The sequence below is a fragment of the Marinobacter sp. P4B1 genome (assembly GCF_001447135.1).
Taxonomy (GTDB): Bacteria; Pseudomonadota; Gammaproteobacteria; order Pseudomonadales; family Oleiphilaceae; genus Marinobacter; species Marinobacter vinifirmus.
This window is the reverse complement of sequence record NZ_LLXM01000015.1, coordinates 44852-59533: the sequence shown is the minus strand read 5'-3', so window position 1 is coordinate 59533 and position 14682 is coordinate 44852. Positions and strand designations below refer to the sequence as shown.

Genomic DNA, 14682 nt, shown 5'->3' with positions numbered 1-14682 from the left:
ATGAACCACCTCGCCCACACATTCCTCGCCCCTGACTCCCCCGAGGCACGTGTGGGCAGCATCCTCGGGGATTTCTCCCGGGGTGTGGACTGGTCGGCCTTGCCTCCCCCGGTACTGGAGGGCGTTCGCCACCACCTGGCAGTCGATAGCTTCACCGACCAGCACCCGCAAGTGCTGGCCAGCAAGCGACTGTTCTCCAACCAGCGCCGGCGCTTTGCCGGCGTGGCTCTGGACATTCTCTACGACCACTTCCTGTTGCGGCACTGGTGCCGGTTTGCCGACTGCGAGAGTGGGCAGTTTGTGCAGACGGTCTATCAGGAGCTGCAGTGCCACGAACAGGTCATGCCACCTGCCATGGTCAAAGTCACCCGCCGTATGGTGGAACACGACTGGTTTGGCGCCTACCAGGACCTCGACAACATAGGCTTCGCCCTGGACCGGGTTGCCGGCCGCATCCGCTTCCCCAACCAATTCACTGGAATAATTGACGAAATTCGGGACAATGAGCCGGAACTCGAGGCGAATTTCCTGACGTTCTTCCCGGAACTCCAAACCTTCGCCCGCCAGTTTCCGAACGTATAACAAGGAGCCCCAGATGGGTGAAGCCAAACGACGCAAACAAACCGGCGCGCCCGCGCCAGCCAGGAAAAACAACAAAAAGCCCCTGCTGATTGCAGGTGCATTGGTGGTTTTTGCGGCTGTGGCCGCCGCCCTGTACTTCCTCACAACCCCACCGGCCCCGACCTCCGACGAACTGCCGGTGGCCGCCGCGAACGCCGAACCCTTCCCGGCCTTCCTTGACCAGTACGGCACCTCCGTTGGCTCCGAAAACGCCAGAGTCGTCGTGCGTGAATTTGCCGACTACCAGTGCCCCGCCTGCGCCCGCTTCGCCGAAGCCAGCCAGCGTTTGAAGCAGGAATACGTCGAAACAGGTAAAGTCCGCTTCGTCTACTTCGACCTCCCCCTGCGCCAACACCAGAACGCCATGCCCGCCGCCCAGGCCGCCCGCTGCGCCGGTGACCAGGATCAATACTGGGCCATGCACGACCAGCTCTACGACAGCCAGCGCGAGTGGAGCGGCTCCAACGACCCGGTAGCCACCTTCACCCGCTACGCCAACGGCATGGACCTCGAAGAACGCCGCTTCCGCCGCTGCCTGGAAACCGAACTGCACAAAGAAGCGGTAGAACAGAGCCTGCAGGTTGCCGTTCAAATGCGTGTTTCCAGCACTCCGACAGTGATGGTGGACAACATCCAGCTGACCCGCCCGGGTTGGGGGCAGTTGTCTGCGGTCGTAGAGCGTGAATTGAATAAAACGGCAGACTAAAGCTCTCGCCTGGTAACGCAGCATGTGTTGCGGCGGCTAGGCGAAGAGTTAGCCCTGGGTGGGGGATGTCTTTCCAAAATCGTGCGGAGCCATGGATGGCGGAGCCGAGCGTACAAGGACGTATTCACAGCGTATTTTGGAAAGACATCCCCCAGTCAGGGCGGCATCCACGGCACCTTCCACGGCTAGCACCTACTTGCGTCCAAACTCAGGTTGGTTAAACTCTGCCCCCTTCCGTGAACACCACAAACCATGCTCCGGATTTACGATCCGGCCCGCAGGAGAAAACCATGAGCAACAACATCGTTGTCTGCGCACTGTACAAGTTCGCAGTATTGAATGATTACAAAGACCTACGCCAGCCCCTGCTGAACCTCATGCTGGAAAAAGACGTCCACGGCACCTTGCTGCTGGCCCGTGAAGGCATCAACGGCACCATCGCCGGCAGCCGTGAAGGCATCGACGCCGTCAAAGCCTGGATCGCCAGCGACGACCGCTTTGATGGCGTGGATTACAAAGAATCCTTCGTGGAATTCCAGCCGTTCAAACGCACCAAGGTCAAACTCAAGAAAGAAATCGTCACCATGGGCGTGCAAGGTATCGACCCGAAACGCGTCGTGGGTACCTACGTAGACCCCAAAGAATGGAACGACCTGATTTCAGACCCGGAAGTGCTGCTGGTCGACACCCGTAACCAGTATGAAGTGGAGATTGGTACCTTCAAGAATGCCGTCAACCCGGCCACCGACACCTTCCGTGAATTTCCGGAGTACGTAAAACAGAACCTGAACCCGGCCAAACACAAAAAGGTCGCCATGTTCTGTACCGGCGGCATCCGCTGCGAAAAATCCACCGCCTACCTGAAAGAACAGGGCTTCGACGAGGTGTATCACCTCAAGGGCGGCATTCTGAAGTACCTGGAAGACGTGCCCCAGGAGCAAAGCCTGTGGCAGGGCGAGTGTTTTGTGTTTGATGACCGCGTTACCGTCAACCACAACCTCGAGCGTGGTGATTACGACCAGTGCCACGCCTGCCGCCGGCCCATTACCGAAGAGGACAAACAGCGCCCGGAATACGAGCAGGGTGTGAGCTGCCACCAGTGCATCGACTCCCTGACCGAGGAACAGAAAGCCCGGTTCAAGGAGCGTGAGCGCCAGATGCGCCTTGCCGAAGAGCGTGGTGAATCCCACGTAGGTGGCGAAGCCGCCCGCATCATTGCCGAGCGCAAGGCCCGCAAGAAGGCCGAGCGGGAGCAACAGGCCCGCAGAAGTCTGGAGGGGGAAAGCGCACGTAAGTCTGCGTCGAATTGAAGAAAAACCCAACCAAGGAGAAACTATGTTGATCAGGAAACCGCTGGTAGTCGCCTGTATGGCACTGGCCCCGATGGTTCATGCCCAGGAAAGCGGAAACTGGAAAGGCGAAGCCGAACTGGGTGTGTTGGTGACCTCCGGTAACAGTGAGGAAACCAAGGTGAACGGCCGGCTGGGACTGATTCACGAAACCGACACCTGGCGTAACAGCGGCGATTTCAGCTCCAAGTACACCGAGGCTGAAGACCAAACCACCGCCGAGGAATACAAGGCGGCACTGGAAGCTGACTACAAGTTCGACGACCAGCAGTACTGGTTTGTGCGCGGGTCCTGGGAAGATGACCGTTTCTCCGGGTACGACTTCGAATCCACCCTGACCACCGGTTATGGCAACCGAGTGTGGCAAGCGGGTGACCGTTCCTTCCTGGACCTGTCTGCCGGCGCCGGTTATCGCTACAACAAGCTCAAGCAGGTGGATGTGGACACCGGTCGTGACGTGGAAGAAGAAGCCATCGCGCGGCTGGCAGGCCAGTTCGATTACGGTTTGTCTGAAACCTCCCTGTTCCGGCAGAAACTGAGCACGGAAATCGGCCTGGATGACAACAACACCATCACCCAGTCTGAGACCTCCTTGCAGAGCACCATCGTGAACAGGCTGTCCATGAAAGTGGCATTCCGGGTGAAGCATGTGTCGGATGCGCCGGAAGGCTCAGACAAGACTGATACCGAAACGTCGCTGTCTCTGCTCTACGGTTTCTGAGCAGCGTCGGTTAAAAAAAACGGGGCAGGTGGTTCAACCATCTGCCCCGTTTTTGTTTGCGGAAACCGGTTATACGTTGTTTCGCAGCCCCAGCTCGTCCGGGTAGGGGGTCAGGTATTTCTGGGTGTGCAGGTAGTCTACCGGCTCCTTGCGCTGGGCCAGGCGCAGCAGTGTCATCGGCACCACCAGCGGGATCTCCCCGCGCCGGTAGGCTTCAATCTGCTCCAGCAGCACCGTTTTCTCTTCAGCGGACATACCGTCTTTCAGGTAGCCCAGCAAATGCTGCATGGCATTCACGTGGGAGCCCCGGCTCACTTTCTGGGTCATGGCTTCCATAAAGCCGTGAATATAGCGCTCGGCAACCTGCGCCAGCGGCTCGGATTTCAAATCGGCCAGCATCGGCCCCAACTGGCGGTAGATCTTTTCAGAATGGGCCAGCAGGGTGAACTTGTGGCGCTGGTGGAACTCCAGCAGTGACTGCTTGGTGAGCTGGTCGCCGGCCACGTTCTGCATCCAGTCGTCGTAGGCGAACACACGCTCGATAAAGTTTTCCCGCAGCATGTCGTCGTGCAGGCGGCCCTCTTCTTCCACCGGCATCAGCGGGTAGGCTTTCATCAGGGCATCGGCAAACATGCCCCGGCCATCGCGATGCATGAAGGCACCCTCGGCGTTATGGATCTTGATGCGTTCCATGCCGCAGCTGGGGGATTTCGCCATCAGGATATAGCCGCGCAGATTCTCCAGGGAGGGCAAAATCTGCTGGATGAAGTCCTGCATGGGTTGTGTGTGGTCTTTGGTGCCTTTGCTTTCAATCAGGTGCAGGCCGTCTTCGTGCTCGCGCAGGTGAATGGCCGGGCGGGGCACGCCCAGGCCCGCTTCCAGTTCCGGGCAGATAGAACGGAACTCGAAATGCTTTGACAGCACCTGGGTGCAGTAACGGGAATGTTTATGGCCGCCATCGTGGCGAACTTCCTTGCCGAGCAGGCAGGTGCTGATGCCAACAGGTATACCGCTCACAGGCTTCTCCAGTCTTGAAAGTGACGTTGCTGATACCGCTTACGTACTTTCAGTGTAAACCGATCAGGCGGCTGCGCCCAACACCGGAGTGTGCGGGTCAGTGTCGCTTTTGCCTGGCCGCCAGGCTGGTGGCGTAAATGCCCCTGACATCCCGGGCAAACTGTTCGATGGAGTAGTCTGCGGCAAAGTTGCGGGCCTTGTCGGACAGTTCCGCACGCAGTGCGTCATCTTCCAGCAGTTGCCGGGCCTTCTCGAGCCAGCGAGCCTGGTTCTCCGGTGTCTTGTAGCCATTCAGGCCATCGCGCACCACGTCTTCAATGCCACTGGCGCGAACAGCCACCACCGGCAAGCCGGCAGACATGGCCTCCAGGATGACCATGCCCTGGGTTTCGGATTTGGAGGCGAACAGAAAGGCATCCCCCAGGTTATACCAGAGCGCCATCTCCTCCGGTTGCACCGCACCGGCCAGGGTGAAATGGCTTGCCAGGCCCAGGCTTTCAATTTTTTTCTGAAGGCGGTCCCGCTGGTGCCCGTCGCCGATCATCAGGAAGCGGAACGGGACGCTGGTTTCTGTCCTCAGCTGGTCGATGGCTTCAATCATGAAGTCGATGTTTTTCTCGTTAGACAACCGCGCCACGCTGATGAAAACCTTCTCGTTGGTCAGCCCCAGTTTGTTGCGCAGGGCGTCAACGTCTGCTTTTTCTACCGACTGAAAGCGCTGGTACTCGATGCCGGTGGGCTGCACAAAGGTGGGCGTGGTTACCCCGATCATGCGCAGGTATTCCTCGGTGGAGTAGGTGGGCACAATCACCCCATCGCAGCGGTTAGCGAAACGCTTGATCAACGCGTGAGAAATCAGGTTGCGGAACAGCATGCCGGGCAGGGGCACGAAGTGGGCATAGTGCTCCAGCCGGGTGTGGTAGGTGTAGATGGCCGGAACGCCGAGCTGGCGGGCCATAAACAGCCCCAGGCTGCCGAGCCAGAACGGATGATGCAGGTGAATCACATCAGGCCGGAACGCCCGAACCTGTTTGCGAATGCGGGCCAGGAAGATATTGGCCAGCCGGAACTCCCGTTTCTCGCCCATGGCCAAAAGCGAGGGCACTCGAACCACCGCATCTTCCTGGTCAGACTGGTCGCGGTATTTTGGCGCGACAACCAGGGTGCTGTCGCCCAGTTGCTCCAGCCCGTTGCGCAATCGTTCGATGGAAATCGGCACACCGCCAATGAACGGCAGGTAGTTGTTGGTAAACATGGCCACCCGTAACGGTTTCTCCAGCCAGGGCGTAGGGTCCAGGTCGTAGTCCGGATAGTAGTCTTTGCCGATGAAGATCACCTGGTACAGTTTGATGGTGATGGCCACAAACACCGACACAATCAGGATGAAGTTCAAAAAGCCGGTATAGAACAGGGAGTAGATAAAGAACCAGAAACCTTCCAGCCGTTTCCAGAGGGGGTGCTGGCCCACCTCGAGGCGCTGCATCTGGTGCTGCACCTCGCCGTTCGGCGAGACCGACACCTCAACGTAGTGGTAGAAGCTTTCTTCGGTGTTGAGTACCAGGCCTCCGGCGCCGCCGGTCGTGATGTAGGGAGTGCCGTCAATCTCCTGTTCGTCATACAGGGACAGGTTGGCGGAAAGCACCAGGTCGATATCCTGCTCCTTCACCAGCTGCATCAACGCCTGGCGAAAGGCTTCCGGTTGCAAGTAGTCTTCTTCTCCGTCAAACAGGATCGGGGTTTGCGGTTTCAACAGCGGATGGCCAACAAACAGGATCTGGGCGTTACTGGTGTCGTGGGCCAGCAGGTCCCTCAGCCAGCGTATTTGCCAGCGCCAGGGGGTTTTGCCGGTGCTGTCGAGAAAAATCAGCCGGGTATTGCCGGTGCGGATGCTGTAGAAATGCGGGCCGAAGTGGTCGTAGAACCGGAAGCTGCCGAAGTCCTCGTATTCGTGGGCCCCGAAGGTGAGTAAGTAGGGAATCTCCAGGTGGCTCAGGGTGCCGTACAGCGCCCGGTATTTGTCTTCACCACCGCCGCTGACCGCGTTGCCGGCGGAAACCAGGAAATCCAGGCCGGCCTGGTTCAGTTCCGGAATAAAGCGCCGCTCGAAAATGCCGACCGAATTGTTGATGTTGCCGACTACCGCAAAGCGGATACCTTCGCCGGGTGGTGTGCGCTGGTGGATTCGCTCCACCTGCTCGCTGTGCAGGGCTTCGAAATCCTGCTTGAAGAAATTCAGGTACACCTTGTAGCCGATCAAGGCCACGACAATTACCAGGCACAGGTAAAACAGGAGTTTCAGCGGGTTTCGTCGGGTCATGACACGCTCCGGTGGCTTTTGATCAGTTCCCTTTGCATCACCAGCAGGCCGATCAGCATACCCAGGTAGATCGTCAGAAAGCGCCAGGCAATGGTGACCAGCACCAGGTGGTTACCCGATAGGATATCCCGGAAGAAACTGCCGAACACCCCTTCGGAAATGCCGGAAGCGCCCGGGGTAGGCGAGAAGTACATGATGAAGGTTGTCACCACCAGCAGCCCCAGAGTGACCGGGTAATCCACCTCATAGCCCAGACCATGGATCAGCAGCGCCGGAAAGCTGAACAAACTGAGCAGGAACAGCGCGGTAAAGCCCACCGAGAGCAGTATATCGCGGGGGTTGCCTCGCAGGTAATCGCTGAAGCACTGGGCAAACCGGAGCATTTCCCGGCGCAGTTTGAACTGCCACCGGTCGTGACGGCAGGCGTTGATCAGGTGGGCCTTGCGAAGCCCGGCGATCAGGGCGCTCAGAGGGGCAATCAGCCAGCGGGTGCGGAGCAGCAGCACCGCAAAAAATCCCAGATACAGGGTTACGAACACGGCCAGGGCCGTGCTGACACCAGACGATAAGACCCCACCATCGAGTGCGTCCAGCGTGAGCAGAAAGACCGGAGTCAGGGAGAAAATGAAGATCACCGCCAGTACTGTGCGAATCGTGGTGGCGGCCGTGGCGCGGGCAACCGGCACGCCGTGGCGGGTCAGGTACCAGATCTGGGCAAAGCCACCACCCGTGGCCATGGGCGTGACGTTGGAGAAAAACAGGTTGATAAACACCAGCCGGAATACTTTGCGCAAGGGCAGCCGGTGGCCGAGCGCCCGAAGGGTGTAGTGCAGGCGCAGGCCATCGGCCAGGTAATACACCAGTAACAGGGCCGCGGCCGGGATCAATAAGGTGGGGGAGAGCAGGCGGTTATCAAACTCGAAACTGCGGCCGGCAAAGCGGTCGTATACGGCATAGAGGCCTGCGCCGGTCATCAGCAGGAAGACCAGGCTGAACAGCGTCAGCCTGCGCCAGGAGGTCCGTTTCTGGTAATCGCCGTCAGTCTCGCTTGCCATTGCTCGCCCGCCGTATCAGGGCAGGCAGTTTACCCTGACCGGCGTGGGCCTTGTCCAGTGAACGGTGCCACGCGAGGTTCTATCAGTGCCCGTAAACCATCATGGTGGTGTCGGTAATGGCAAAATCGGTGAACTGCACCGTACCGATACTGGTGCCGCCAATCTTGAAAACCGGCATATCGATGTCCGCCCGGAACTCGACATCGTGAATGGACAGCCCGTCTTTGCCGGAGCCCGCGCTGGTGCCTTTCGCAAGGCGTGCGGTGGCATGGGCCATACCGAAGTGGCCAAGGGTATCGTCGCCCCTGCGGTTGTGGATCTGCAGGCCTTCAATGCCGACGGCGGCGAAGTTGAACAGCAGGATTACGTCTGCCGCTTCCCAGTCCAGGCTGCCGTTGGTGATCTCAAAATGGGTATCCAACTGAAGCTCCGAGCCGGAGACGCTGTTGCCGTTAGCCAGGGTGCGGGTAGATGTGCCACCGTTACGAATCACCAGGTCCGTAGGGCCGACATAGCCTTGCAAAAAGATATTGGAAAACAGGTTGGCACTGCCTTCCGAGCCGGTGGTGGTCACGCTGTCGATGGCCAGTTCGAAGTCCACTGCCTGCAGGTAGTCGGCCAGGCTGGTCGGGTCGCCGTAATCGGTGGCGCCCAGGTGGATAACCAGGTCGCCGCTGTTGAATTTCTTGCCGTAACCGCCGGAGAGTGCGTAGCGGGCCAGGGCATCGGCAACATCGGGATCAGAGCTGTTCAGCAGGCCGGCGTCTGCCCTGCGGGCGATTTCAGAGAAGCCGTGGGTCAGTACTTCGCCCTCACCGGCGATATCGACCGTCAGTTTCAGGTTATCGAGCACGGAATCGTTGTGGCCGGACAGGCGGATGCCGTTCACACCGAGCGTGCCCTCGTCGGTCCAGGTCAGGCTGTCGATGTTCAGCTTGGTTTCCAGCTCGATGGTGACCCCGGCCTGGCCGGTAACCGACGACATGGCTGAATCATTCAGCGGCTGGAAGTCAGCAGCGGCAGGCACGGGCAGCAAGCTGGCTGCGGCCAGTAACGTGCCGGCCAGTGGCAATTTGGAATAGGTGCGGTACATGTTGGCCCCGGGTTTCATTCGACAATTTGTTGTTGTTTTGACAAGCCCGCAGGGACAACACAACCAAGGCTGCGGTGGTTATTTGTTGTACAGGTGTACTTTAGGCGGGGAGGGCGCGGGTATCTGTGCGCTGTTTCACAAACCGGCTGGTCGCATGGGAGCGGTCTATGACCTTGAAATCCGCGCCAGCAGCACGCAGTTATAGGGATTGAATCCCAAAAATCACCCTCTAAACCAAAGGGGAAACCACGATGCCCAAGCATTTCGAGCAGGCGCCCGGTCTTTACGACGCTCCGGTACCGGAAACCGAAGGTTATGTGTTCAACCAGACCATGATGCGCATTAAAGAGCCTGAGCGCTCCCTGGACTTCTACACCCGGGTAATGGGGATGCGGCTGGTGCGTAAACTGGATTTCCCGGAAATGAAGTTCACGCTCTATTTCCTCGGCTACCTGGATGACAAACAGGCCCAATCTGTACCGGCAGACGATGCCCATCGCACAACCTATACCTTCGGGCGCGAAGCCATGCTGGAACTCACCCACAACTGGGGTACCGAAGACGATGCAGACTTCGCTTACCACAATGGCAACGACCAGCCCCAGGGCTTTGGCCACATCGGTGTTGCAGTGCCGGATGTTTACGCCGCGTGCGAGCGTTTCGAAAAACTGGGCGTGGAGTTTGTGAAGAAGCCGGACGACGGAAAGATGAAAGGCCTGGCCTTTATCAAAGACCCGGACGGCTACTGGATTGAAATCCTGCAGCCGAACATGCTGGAAAAACAGCGCAAAGACAGCTGATCTCTGCGCGTGTTAACCAGCGGTAGCCCCGGTATCAGTGCTCGGCACTGGTATCCGGGGATTTGCCATAGCGGGAGGCCACGATCACCGCTATGGTCAGAATCAGTGCTCCGGCAATACCGACAGGCCCCAACACTTCCCCCAGAATCACCCAGGCCAGTAGCGCCACAAAGAGCGGCTCCAGCGTTACGATAATGCTGGACAAGGTGGCAGGTGTGGTTTTTATACCGCTAAAAAAGCTTACATAGCCGATGCAGGTGGGCACCACGCCGATGTAGACAATCATCAGCCAGTGCTTCAGCCCCAGAGTGTCCAGCCCTTCAAACCCTCCACTGAATGCAACCACCGGCAACAGCAGTAACGCTGCCGTGGCAAAGCAGATAAAGGCGGTTGTGAATACCGGTGTGCCGGCAGAGTTGTAACGGCTGGTAAGTGTGAAGCCGGTATAGACGGCGGCAGCCAGCAACGCCATCAGAATACCTGCCAGGCGCAGTGAACCGGCGGTATCCATATCGCTGACCACCAGCATGCCGGTGCCGGCAATGGCGGCGAGTGCTGCGATGACCGTCAGCAGGTTCGGTTTTTCCCCGAGAAGCGGCGCGGCCAGAATGGCCACCAGGACGGGCGGCAGGCACAGGGAAATCAGGGTGGCAATGCCAGCGCCGGTAAGGTCGACGGCCAGCAGGTAGCTGCCCTGGTAAAACGCCTGGAACAGGCCAAGGGCGGCCAATGGCAAAAAGGCTTTCAGGCCCAGCGAACGCAGCGAGCTGCCGGCAACCTGCTGGCCGGGGTGGGCGGCAAGCAGTTGCTTCTGCTCCCGGCGCATCAGCAGCCAGAAGAACGGCAGGGCAACCACCAGCCGAAGAAAACCGAGGGTGATGGCCTCAAGCTCTGTGCCGGTAAACAGAAACTTGGCAACAATGCCTGTGGTGGCCCAGAGCAGCGCGGCCAGGGCAATCAAAAGGGCGCCTTGAATCATCTGAATCTGCCGGATTGGTGTGGGTTGGCCGGCAAGGGTAGCAGTGGCAGCATGGCTGCGCCAGAGGGGCAGGGAAGGGCAGCCGGGGCTGCCCGACAGGGTCTTACTCTACGGCGAGCCGCTCGGCATTCTTCTCAACCGTACGGGCACCAATGCCTTTCACCTTGGCAAGCTCTTCGGTGGCGGAAAACGGGCCGTTTTCTTCGCGGTAAGTGATGATCGCCTGTGCCTTGGCTTCGCCAATACCGTTCAGCGAGGCCAGGGTAGCTACATCGGCTGTATTGATATTGATGGTTTCAGCTTCGTTGGCGTAGGCAAAGCCGGTGGCCAGGCTGAACAGCAAAACGAGGGTTGCCAGAAGGGCGTTGTGTTTCATCGGAGAACTCCTGAGTGCCGATAATGTTGTTATGAACAGTCAGGCATGACAGCGAGTGGTTGCTGGTAGGGCGGTAGGCTGGAGTTATCCGGTGAGCTTGGGCGGCAGGTGGGTGTTGGAGCCTGAGTGCACGGAATGGGACTACGATCCGTGTAGTCCCGACATTCCGTGGCTGACCCCTGCCTGATCCGTCAGGCGCGCATCATCCTGAGCACTTCGTCCTTGCGTTCATCCTTGCAGCCCTGTCCTTCGGGCAACTCCTGAATCCGTGGAGTTTCCATCCCTGAGCCAACGTCCGTGCTGGCTTATCATCCCTGACAACCGCCATTTTACTGAACATGAATGGGGGGAATACCGGACATCGGCTTGTTGGTGCGTGCGAGATGTCTTACATCGTTGTGAGTATTTCGGTGAATTTGGGTTCATGGTTTGGGTGCTGCGAGCGTCGTGCACACAAACAGCGCGCTTGGTTGCCCAGTGCACTGAATTGAAGCAAAGGTTAGTGCGCTATCTTGTGGCGCGATTACGAAATGCGCGATGAACAATATATAACATGATGTTTTTAAGGTATTTTCTGTGGTGTTGGAACAGCTGATGCTATGGGGTTCAGGCGTTGACGACTCATAACCCAACGAAAAGGACGCACAACATGAGCATCAAAAAACACGTGAAACTGGGCCTCTCTGCATTGGCGCTGTCTGTCTCTTTCGGTTCCATCAATACCGCGTTTGCCGCCGAAGACCCCATCAAGGTGGGTATTCTCCATTCCCTGTCCGGCACCATGGCCATCAGTGAAACCGCGCTGAAAGACACCATGCTGATGCTGATTGAAAAGCAGAACGCCGCCGGTGGCGTACTTGGCCGCCAGCTGGAGCCGGTGGTGGTTGACCCGGCTTCCAACTGGCCGCTGTTCGCGGAGAAAGCCCGTGAGCTGCTGGAGAAAGAAAAGGTCGACGTGATCTTCGGTAACTGGACCTCGGTGTCCCGTAAATCCGTATTGCCAGTGGTTGAGGAGCTGAACGGCCTGTTGTTCTACCCGGTTCAGTACGAGGGTGAGGAATCATCTGAAAACGTGTTCTACACCGGTGCGGCGCCCAACCAGCAGGCGATTCCAGCGGTTGATTACCTGATGAACGATCTGGGTGTTGAGCGCTGGGTGCTGGCGGGCACCGACTACGTTTACCCACGCACCACCAACAAGATTCTGGAAACCTACCTGAAAGACAAAGGTGTGGCCGCCGGCGACATCATGATCAACTACACGCCTTTCGGCCACTCTGACTGGCAGACCATCGTGTCTGACATCAAGAAATTCGGCAGCGCCGGCAAGAAGACCGCCGTGGTCTCCACCATCAACGGCGACGCCAACGTGCCCTTCTACCGTGAACTGGGCAACCAGGGCATTTCCGCCACCGACATTCCCGTGGTTGCGTTCTCCGTGGGTGAACAGGAACTCTCCGGCATCGACACCGCTCCGCTGGTTGGCCACCTGGCTGCCTGGAACTACTTCATGAGCGTGGATAACGACGCCAACTACGACTTCATCGACGCCTGGGTTGCCTACAAGGGCGACGATGCCGCCGTCACCAATGACCCGATGGAAGCCCACTACATCGGTTTCAACATGTACGTTGAAGCGGTGAAGAAAGCCGGCACCGCCGACGTGGATGAAGTGAAAGACGCCATCATCGGGGTGAGCGTGCCCAACCTCACCGGCGGCTACGCCACCATGATGCCGAACCATCACATCACCAAGCCGGTGCTGATTGGCGAGATCCAGGACAACGGCCAGTTCTCCGTAGTCTGGGAAACCCCGTCTACCGTGGCGGGCGATGCCTGGTCTGACTTCCTGCCGGGCTCCAAGGATCTGATCAGCGACTGGCGCGCGCCCCTGCGCTGCGGCAACTTCAACGTGGTCACCGGCAAGTGCGGTGGTGGCTCGGCTGACGTCGCCTCCAACTAAGCTCCAACCGGGCACAGCCGGGCAGGCCTGAGCCTGCCCGGCACCGCTCCCGAATTCCCAAGCCAACAGGAATGAATCATGAGCATTCACCGATTGCTCGCCAGGATGGTATTGGCTGTCTGTCTGGCCCTAGGGGCCACACTGGCGAATGCCCAGGCGCAGACCGATGCGCCCGAAGCGCTGCTGAAACGGCTCGTAGAAGCCGGGCAAGCTGAAAAAACCGACTTACTCAAAGCCCTCTCCGAAACCGGCGACGAACGCGCCCGGGGCTGGCTGGAAGCCGTTCGCGACGGCAAACTCGCGATGATTGAAGACACCGGTGCCCTGGTGATTGTGGTTAACAACCGGGGCCGTAACTGGCAGATCGCCGACGCCCTGACCGGCGAAGACCTGGGTGAAATGTCGCGCCGTGATCTGCAAAGCCTGCGGGTGAACAACGCCCTGCGGGCCGACATCGAGGGCATCCTCTCGGTTATCGACCTGACCGTGGCCGACCCAGGCCAACGCCTTGATGCCGCGCGCAATCTGCTGGGCGAAGTGAATGAAGCGCTGGCCACCCAGCTGCAGGCCCGTTTGCAGGTGGAAGACAACGGCCAGGTGCGTGACATGCTCACCAATGCCCTGGCCATTTACCAGGTGGAGCAGGGCGATGTTGAGGCGGTAGCCACTTTGTCTGGCAGCCTGAACCCGACTGTGCGTGCCGCCCTGAATAATGCCGTTAACAGCGATGACCCTGCGCTGGCGGCTGCGGCCGAGAAAGCCCTGGCCAGCATTGAGCAGAAACTGAAACTCAACCGCGCTGCAGAGACCCTGTATTTTGGCCTGTCCCTCGGCTCGGTACTGGTACTGGCCGCCATTGGCCTGGCCATCACCTTTGGTGTGATGGGCGTGATCAACATGGCCCATGGCGAGCTGATCATGCTCGGTGCCTACACCACCTGGGGCATGCAGCAACTGTTCCCGGGCCAGCCTGGCCTGGCCCTGATCCTGTCCATCCCGGCCGGATTCCTGGTGGCGGCGCTGGCGGGCATCGCCATTGAGCGCAGCGTTATCCAGTACCTGAAGGGCCGCCCGCTGGAAACCCTGCTGGCCACCTTCGGCATCAGCCTGATCCTGCAGCAACTGGTGCGTACCGTGATTTCCCCCCTCAACCGCACCGTGGTGACCCCGGAGTGGATGAGCGGTTCGATCATGATCAACGAAGCCTTATCCCTCACCCTGAACCGCCTGTACGTGATTGGCTTTGCCCTGGTGGTATTCGCCGGGCTGATGCTGATCATGCGCAAGACCCGCCTGGGTCTGGAAGTCCGTGCAGTTACCCAGAACCGGGCCATGGCCCGCTCCATGGGCATTAAAGCCACCAAAGTGGACATTATGACCTTCGCCCTGGGCTCCGGTGTGGCCGGGCTGGCGGGCGTGGCCCTGTCGCAGATCACCAACGTTGGCCCCAACCTGGGCCAGAACTACATCATCGACTCGTTCATGGTGGTGGTGTTCGGTGGTGTGGGCAATCTCTGGGGCACCCTGATTGCCGGGCTTTCCCTGGGCACCATCAACCAACTGCTGGAACCCTGGGCTGGTGCGGTCCTCGCCAAAATCATGGTGCTGGTGCTGATCATTCTGTTCATTCAAAAGCGGCCACGCGGGCTATTCCCGCAGAAAGGCCGGGCGGCGGAGGGCTGAGT

At 59.0% G+C, this 14682-nt stretch carries 13 protein-coding genes; 7 read left to right on the top strand and 6 right to left on the bottom strand.

The window, feature by feature from the left end:
* The 4 genes from AQ621_RS11905 (at position 1) to AQ621_RS11890 (ending at position 3397) form a co-directional block, all read left to right on the top strand.
* On the top strand, positions 1 to 582 hold the full coding sequence (locus AQ621_RS11905) for an acyl carrier protein phosphodiesterase (RefSeq protein ID WP_058341631.1): 582 nt from the start codon (positions 1 to 3) through the stop codon (positions 580 to 582).
* Positions 583 to 595: 13 nt separating this feature from the next.
* The gene (locus AQ621_RS11900) at positions 596 to 1327 is read left to right on the top strand and encodes a DsbA family protein (protein ID WP_058341630.1); all 732 of its coding nucleotides are present in this window, start codon (positions 596 to 598) and stop codon (positions 1325 to 1327) included.
* A gap of 290 nt (positions 1328 to 1617) precedes the next feature.
* Entirely contained in the window at positions 1618 to 2637 is a 1020-nt protein-coding gene (locus AQ621_RS11895) for an oxygen-dependent tRNA uridine(34) hydroxylase TrhO (RefSeq protein ID WP_058341629.1), read from the top strand.
* Positions 2638 to 2662: 25 nt separating this feature from the next.
* Entirely contained in the window at positions 2663 to 3397 is a 735-nt protein-coding gene (locus tag AQ621_RS11890; protein WP_058341628.1) for a DUF481 domain-containing protein, read from the top strand.
* A 69-nt stretch (positions 3398 to 3466) separates the two neighbouring features.
* Here AQ621_RS11890 and AQ621_RS11885 read toward each other — a convergent pair whose 3' ends face one another.
* The 4 genes from AQ621_RS11885 to AQ621_RS11870 all read right to left on the bottom strand — a co-directional run bounded on the left by AQ621_RS11885 (position 3467) and on the right by AQ621_RS11870 (position 8879).
* Entirely contained in the window at positions 3467 to 4414 is a 948-nt protein-coding gene (locus AQ621_RS11885) for a YbgA family protein (protein ID WP_058341627.1), read from the bottom strand.
* A 97-nt stretch (positions 4415 to 4511) separates the two neighbouring features.
* Complete coding sequence (locus AQ621_RS11880; protein WP_058341626.1) at positions 4512 to 6731, bottom strand: glycosyltransferase; 2220 nt, start codon at positions 6729 to 6731, stop codon at positions 4512 to 4514.
* Positions 6728 to 7786 (bottom strand): lysylphosphatidylglycerol synthase transmembrane domain-containing protein, encoded by a 1059-nt coding sequence (locus AQ621_RS11875; RefSeq protein WP_058341625.1) that lies wholly within the window; start codon positions 7784 to 7786, stop codon positions 6728 to 6730. Before AQ621_RS11875 ends, AQ621_RS11880 begins: the two co-directional genes overlap by 4 nt.
* Positions 7787 to 7868: 82 nt before the next feature.
* The gene (locus AQ621_RS11870) at positions 7869 to 8879 is read right to left on the bottom strand and encodes a DUF6160 family protein (RefSeq protein WP_058341624.1); all 1011 of its coding nucleotides are present in this window, start codon (positions 8877 to 8879) and stop codon (positions 7869 to 7871) included.
* Between the two features lie 251 nt (positions 8880 to 9130).
* On the opposite strand from AQ621_RS11870, the gene gloA reads away from it, so the two are divergent.
* Entirely contained in the window at positions 9131 to 9679 is a 549-nt protein-coding gene (gene gloA, locus AQ621_RS11865) for a lactoylglutathione lyase (RefSeq protein ID WP_022989764.1), read from the top strand.
* 34 nt (positions 9680 to 9713) lie between these two features.
* Here the strand turns inward: gloA and AQ621_RS11860 are convergent, their stop codons facing one another.
* Both AQ621_RS11860 and AQ621_RS11855 read right to left on the bottom strand, forming a co-directional pair.
* The gene (locus AQ621_RS11860; RefSeq protein ID WP_058341623.1) at positions 9714 to 10658 is read right to left on the bottom strand and encodes a DMT family transporter; all 945 of its coding nucleotides are present in this window, start codon (positions 10656 to 10658) and stop codon (positions 9714 to 9716) included.
* Between the two features lie 103 nt (positions 10659 to 10761).
* Positions 10762 to 11034: a ComEA family DNA-binding protein gene (locus AQ621_RS11855; RefSeq protein WP_058341622.1), complete on the bottom strand. Its 273-nt coding sequence runs from the start codon at positions 11032 to 11034 to the stop codon at positions 10762 to 10764.
* 649 nt (positions 11035 to 11683) lie between these two features.
* Here AQ621_RS11855 and urtA point away from each other — a divergent pair.
* Complete coding sequence (gene urtA / locus AQ621_RS11850; RefSeq protein WP_058341621.1) at positions 11684 to 12997, top strand: urea ABC transporter substrate-binding protein; 1314 nt, start codon at positions 11684 to 11686, stop codon at positions 12995 to 12997.
* A gap of 78 nt (positions 12998 to 13075) precedes the next feature.
* Complete coding sequence (gene urtB / locus AQ621_RS11845) at positions 13076 to 14680, top strand: urea ABC transporter permease subunit UrtB (protein ID WP_058341620.1); 1605 nt, start codon at positions 13076 to 13078, stop codon at positions 14678 to 14680.
* The last annotated feature ends 2 nt before the right edge of the window (positions 14681 to 14682 follow it).

Excerpts from the sequence above, each read along its gene's own strand:
- AQ621_RS11905 (WP_058341631.1), top strand. The coding sequence starts at position 1 with ATGAACCACCTCGCCCACACATTCCTCGCCCCTGACTCCCCCGAGGCA.
- AQ621_RS11900 (WP_058341630.1), top strand. The coding sequence starts at position 596 with ATGGGTGAAGCCAAACGACGCAAACAAACCGGCGCGCCCGCGCCAGCC.
- AQ621_RS11895 (WP_058341629.1), top strand. The coding sequence starts at position 1,618 with ATGAGCAACAACATCGTTGTCTGCGCACTGTACAAGTTCGCAGTATTG.
- AQ621_RS11890 (WP_058341628.1), top strand. The coding sequence starts at position 2,663 with ATGTTGATCAGGAAACCGCTGGTAGTCGCCTGTATGGCACTGGCCCCG.
- AQ621_RS11880 (WP_058341626.1), bottom strand. The coding sequence starts at position 6,731 with ATGACCCGACGAAACCCGCTGAAACTCCTGTTTTACCTGTGCCTGGTA.
- AQ621_RS11875 (WP_058341625.1), bottom strand. The coding sequence starts at position 7,786 with ATGGCAAGCGAGACTGACGGCGATTACCAGAAACGGACCTCCTGGCGC.
- AQ621_RS11870 (WP_058341624.1), bottom strand. The coding sequence starts at position 8,879 with ATGTACCGCACCTATTCCAAATTGCCACTGGCCGGCACGTTACTGGCC.
- gloA (WP_022989764.1), top strand. The coding sequence starts at position 9,131 with ATGCCCAAGCATTTCGAGCAGGCGCCCGGTCTTTACGACGCTCCGGTA.
- AQ621_RS11860 (WP_058341623.1), bottom strand. The coding sequence starts at position 10,658 with ATGATTCAAGGCGCCCTTTTGATTGCCCTGGCCGCGCTGCTCTGGGCC.
- AQ621_RS11855 (WP_058341622.1), bottom strand. The coding sequence starts at position 11,034 with ATGAAACACAACGCCCTTCTGGCAACCCTCGTTTTGCTGTTCAGCCTG.
- urtA (WP_058341621.1), top strand. The coding sequence starts at position 11,684 with ATGAGCATCAAAAAACACGTGAAACTGGGCCTCTCTGCATTGGCGCTG.
- urtB (WP_058341620.1), top strand. The coding sequence starts at position 13,076 with ATGAGCATTCACCGATTGCTCGCCAGGATGGTATTGGCTGTCTGTCTG.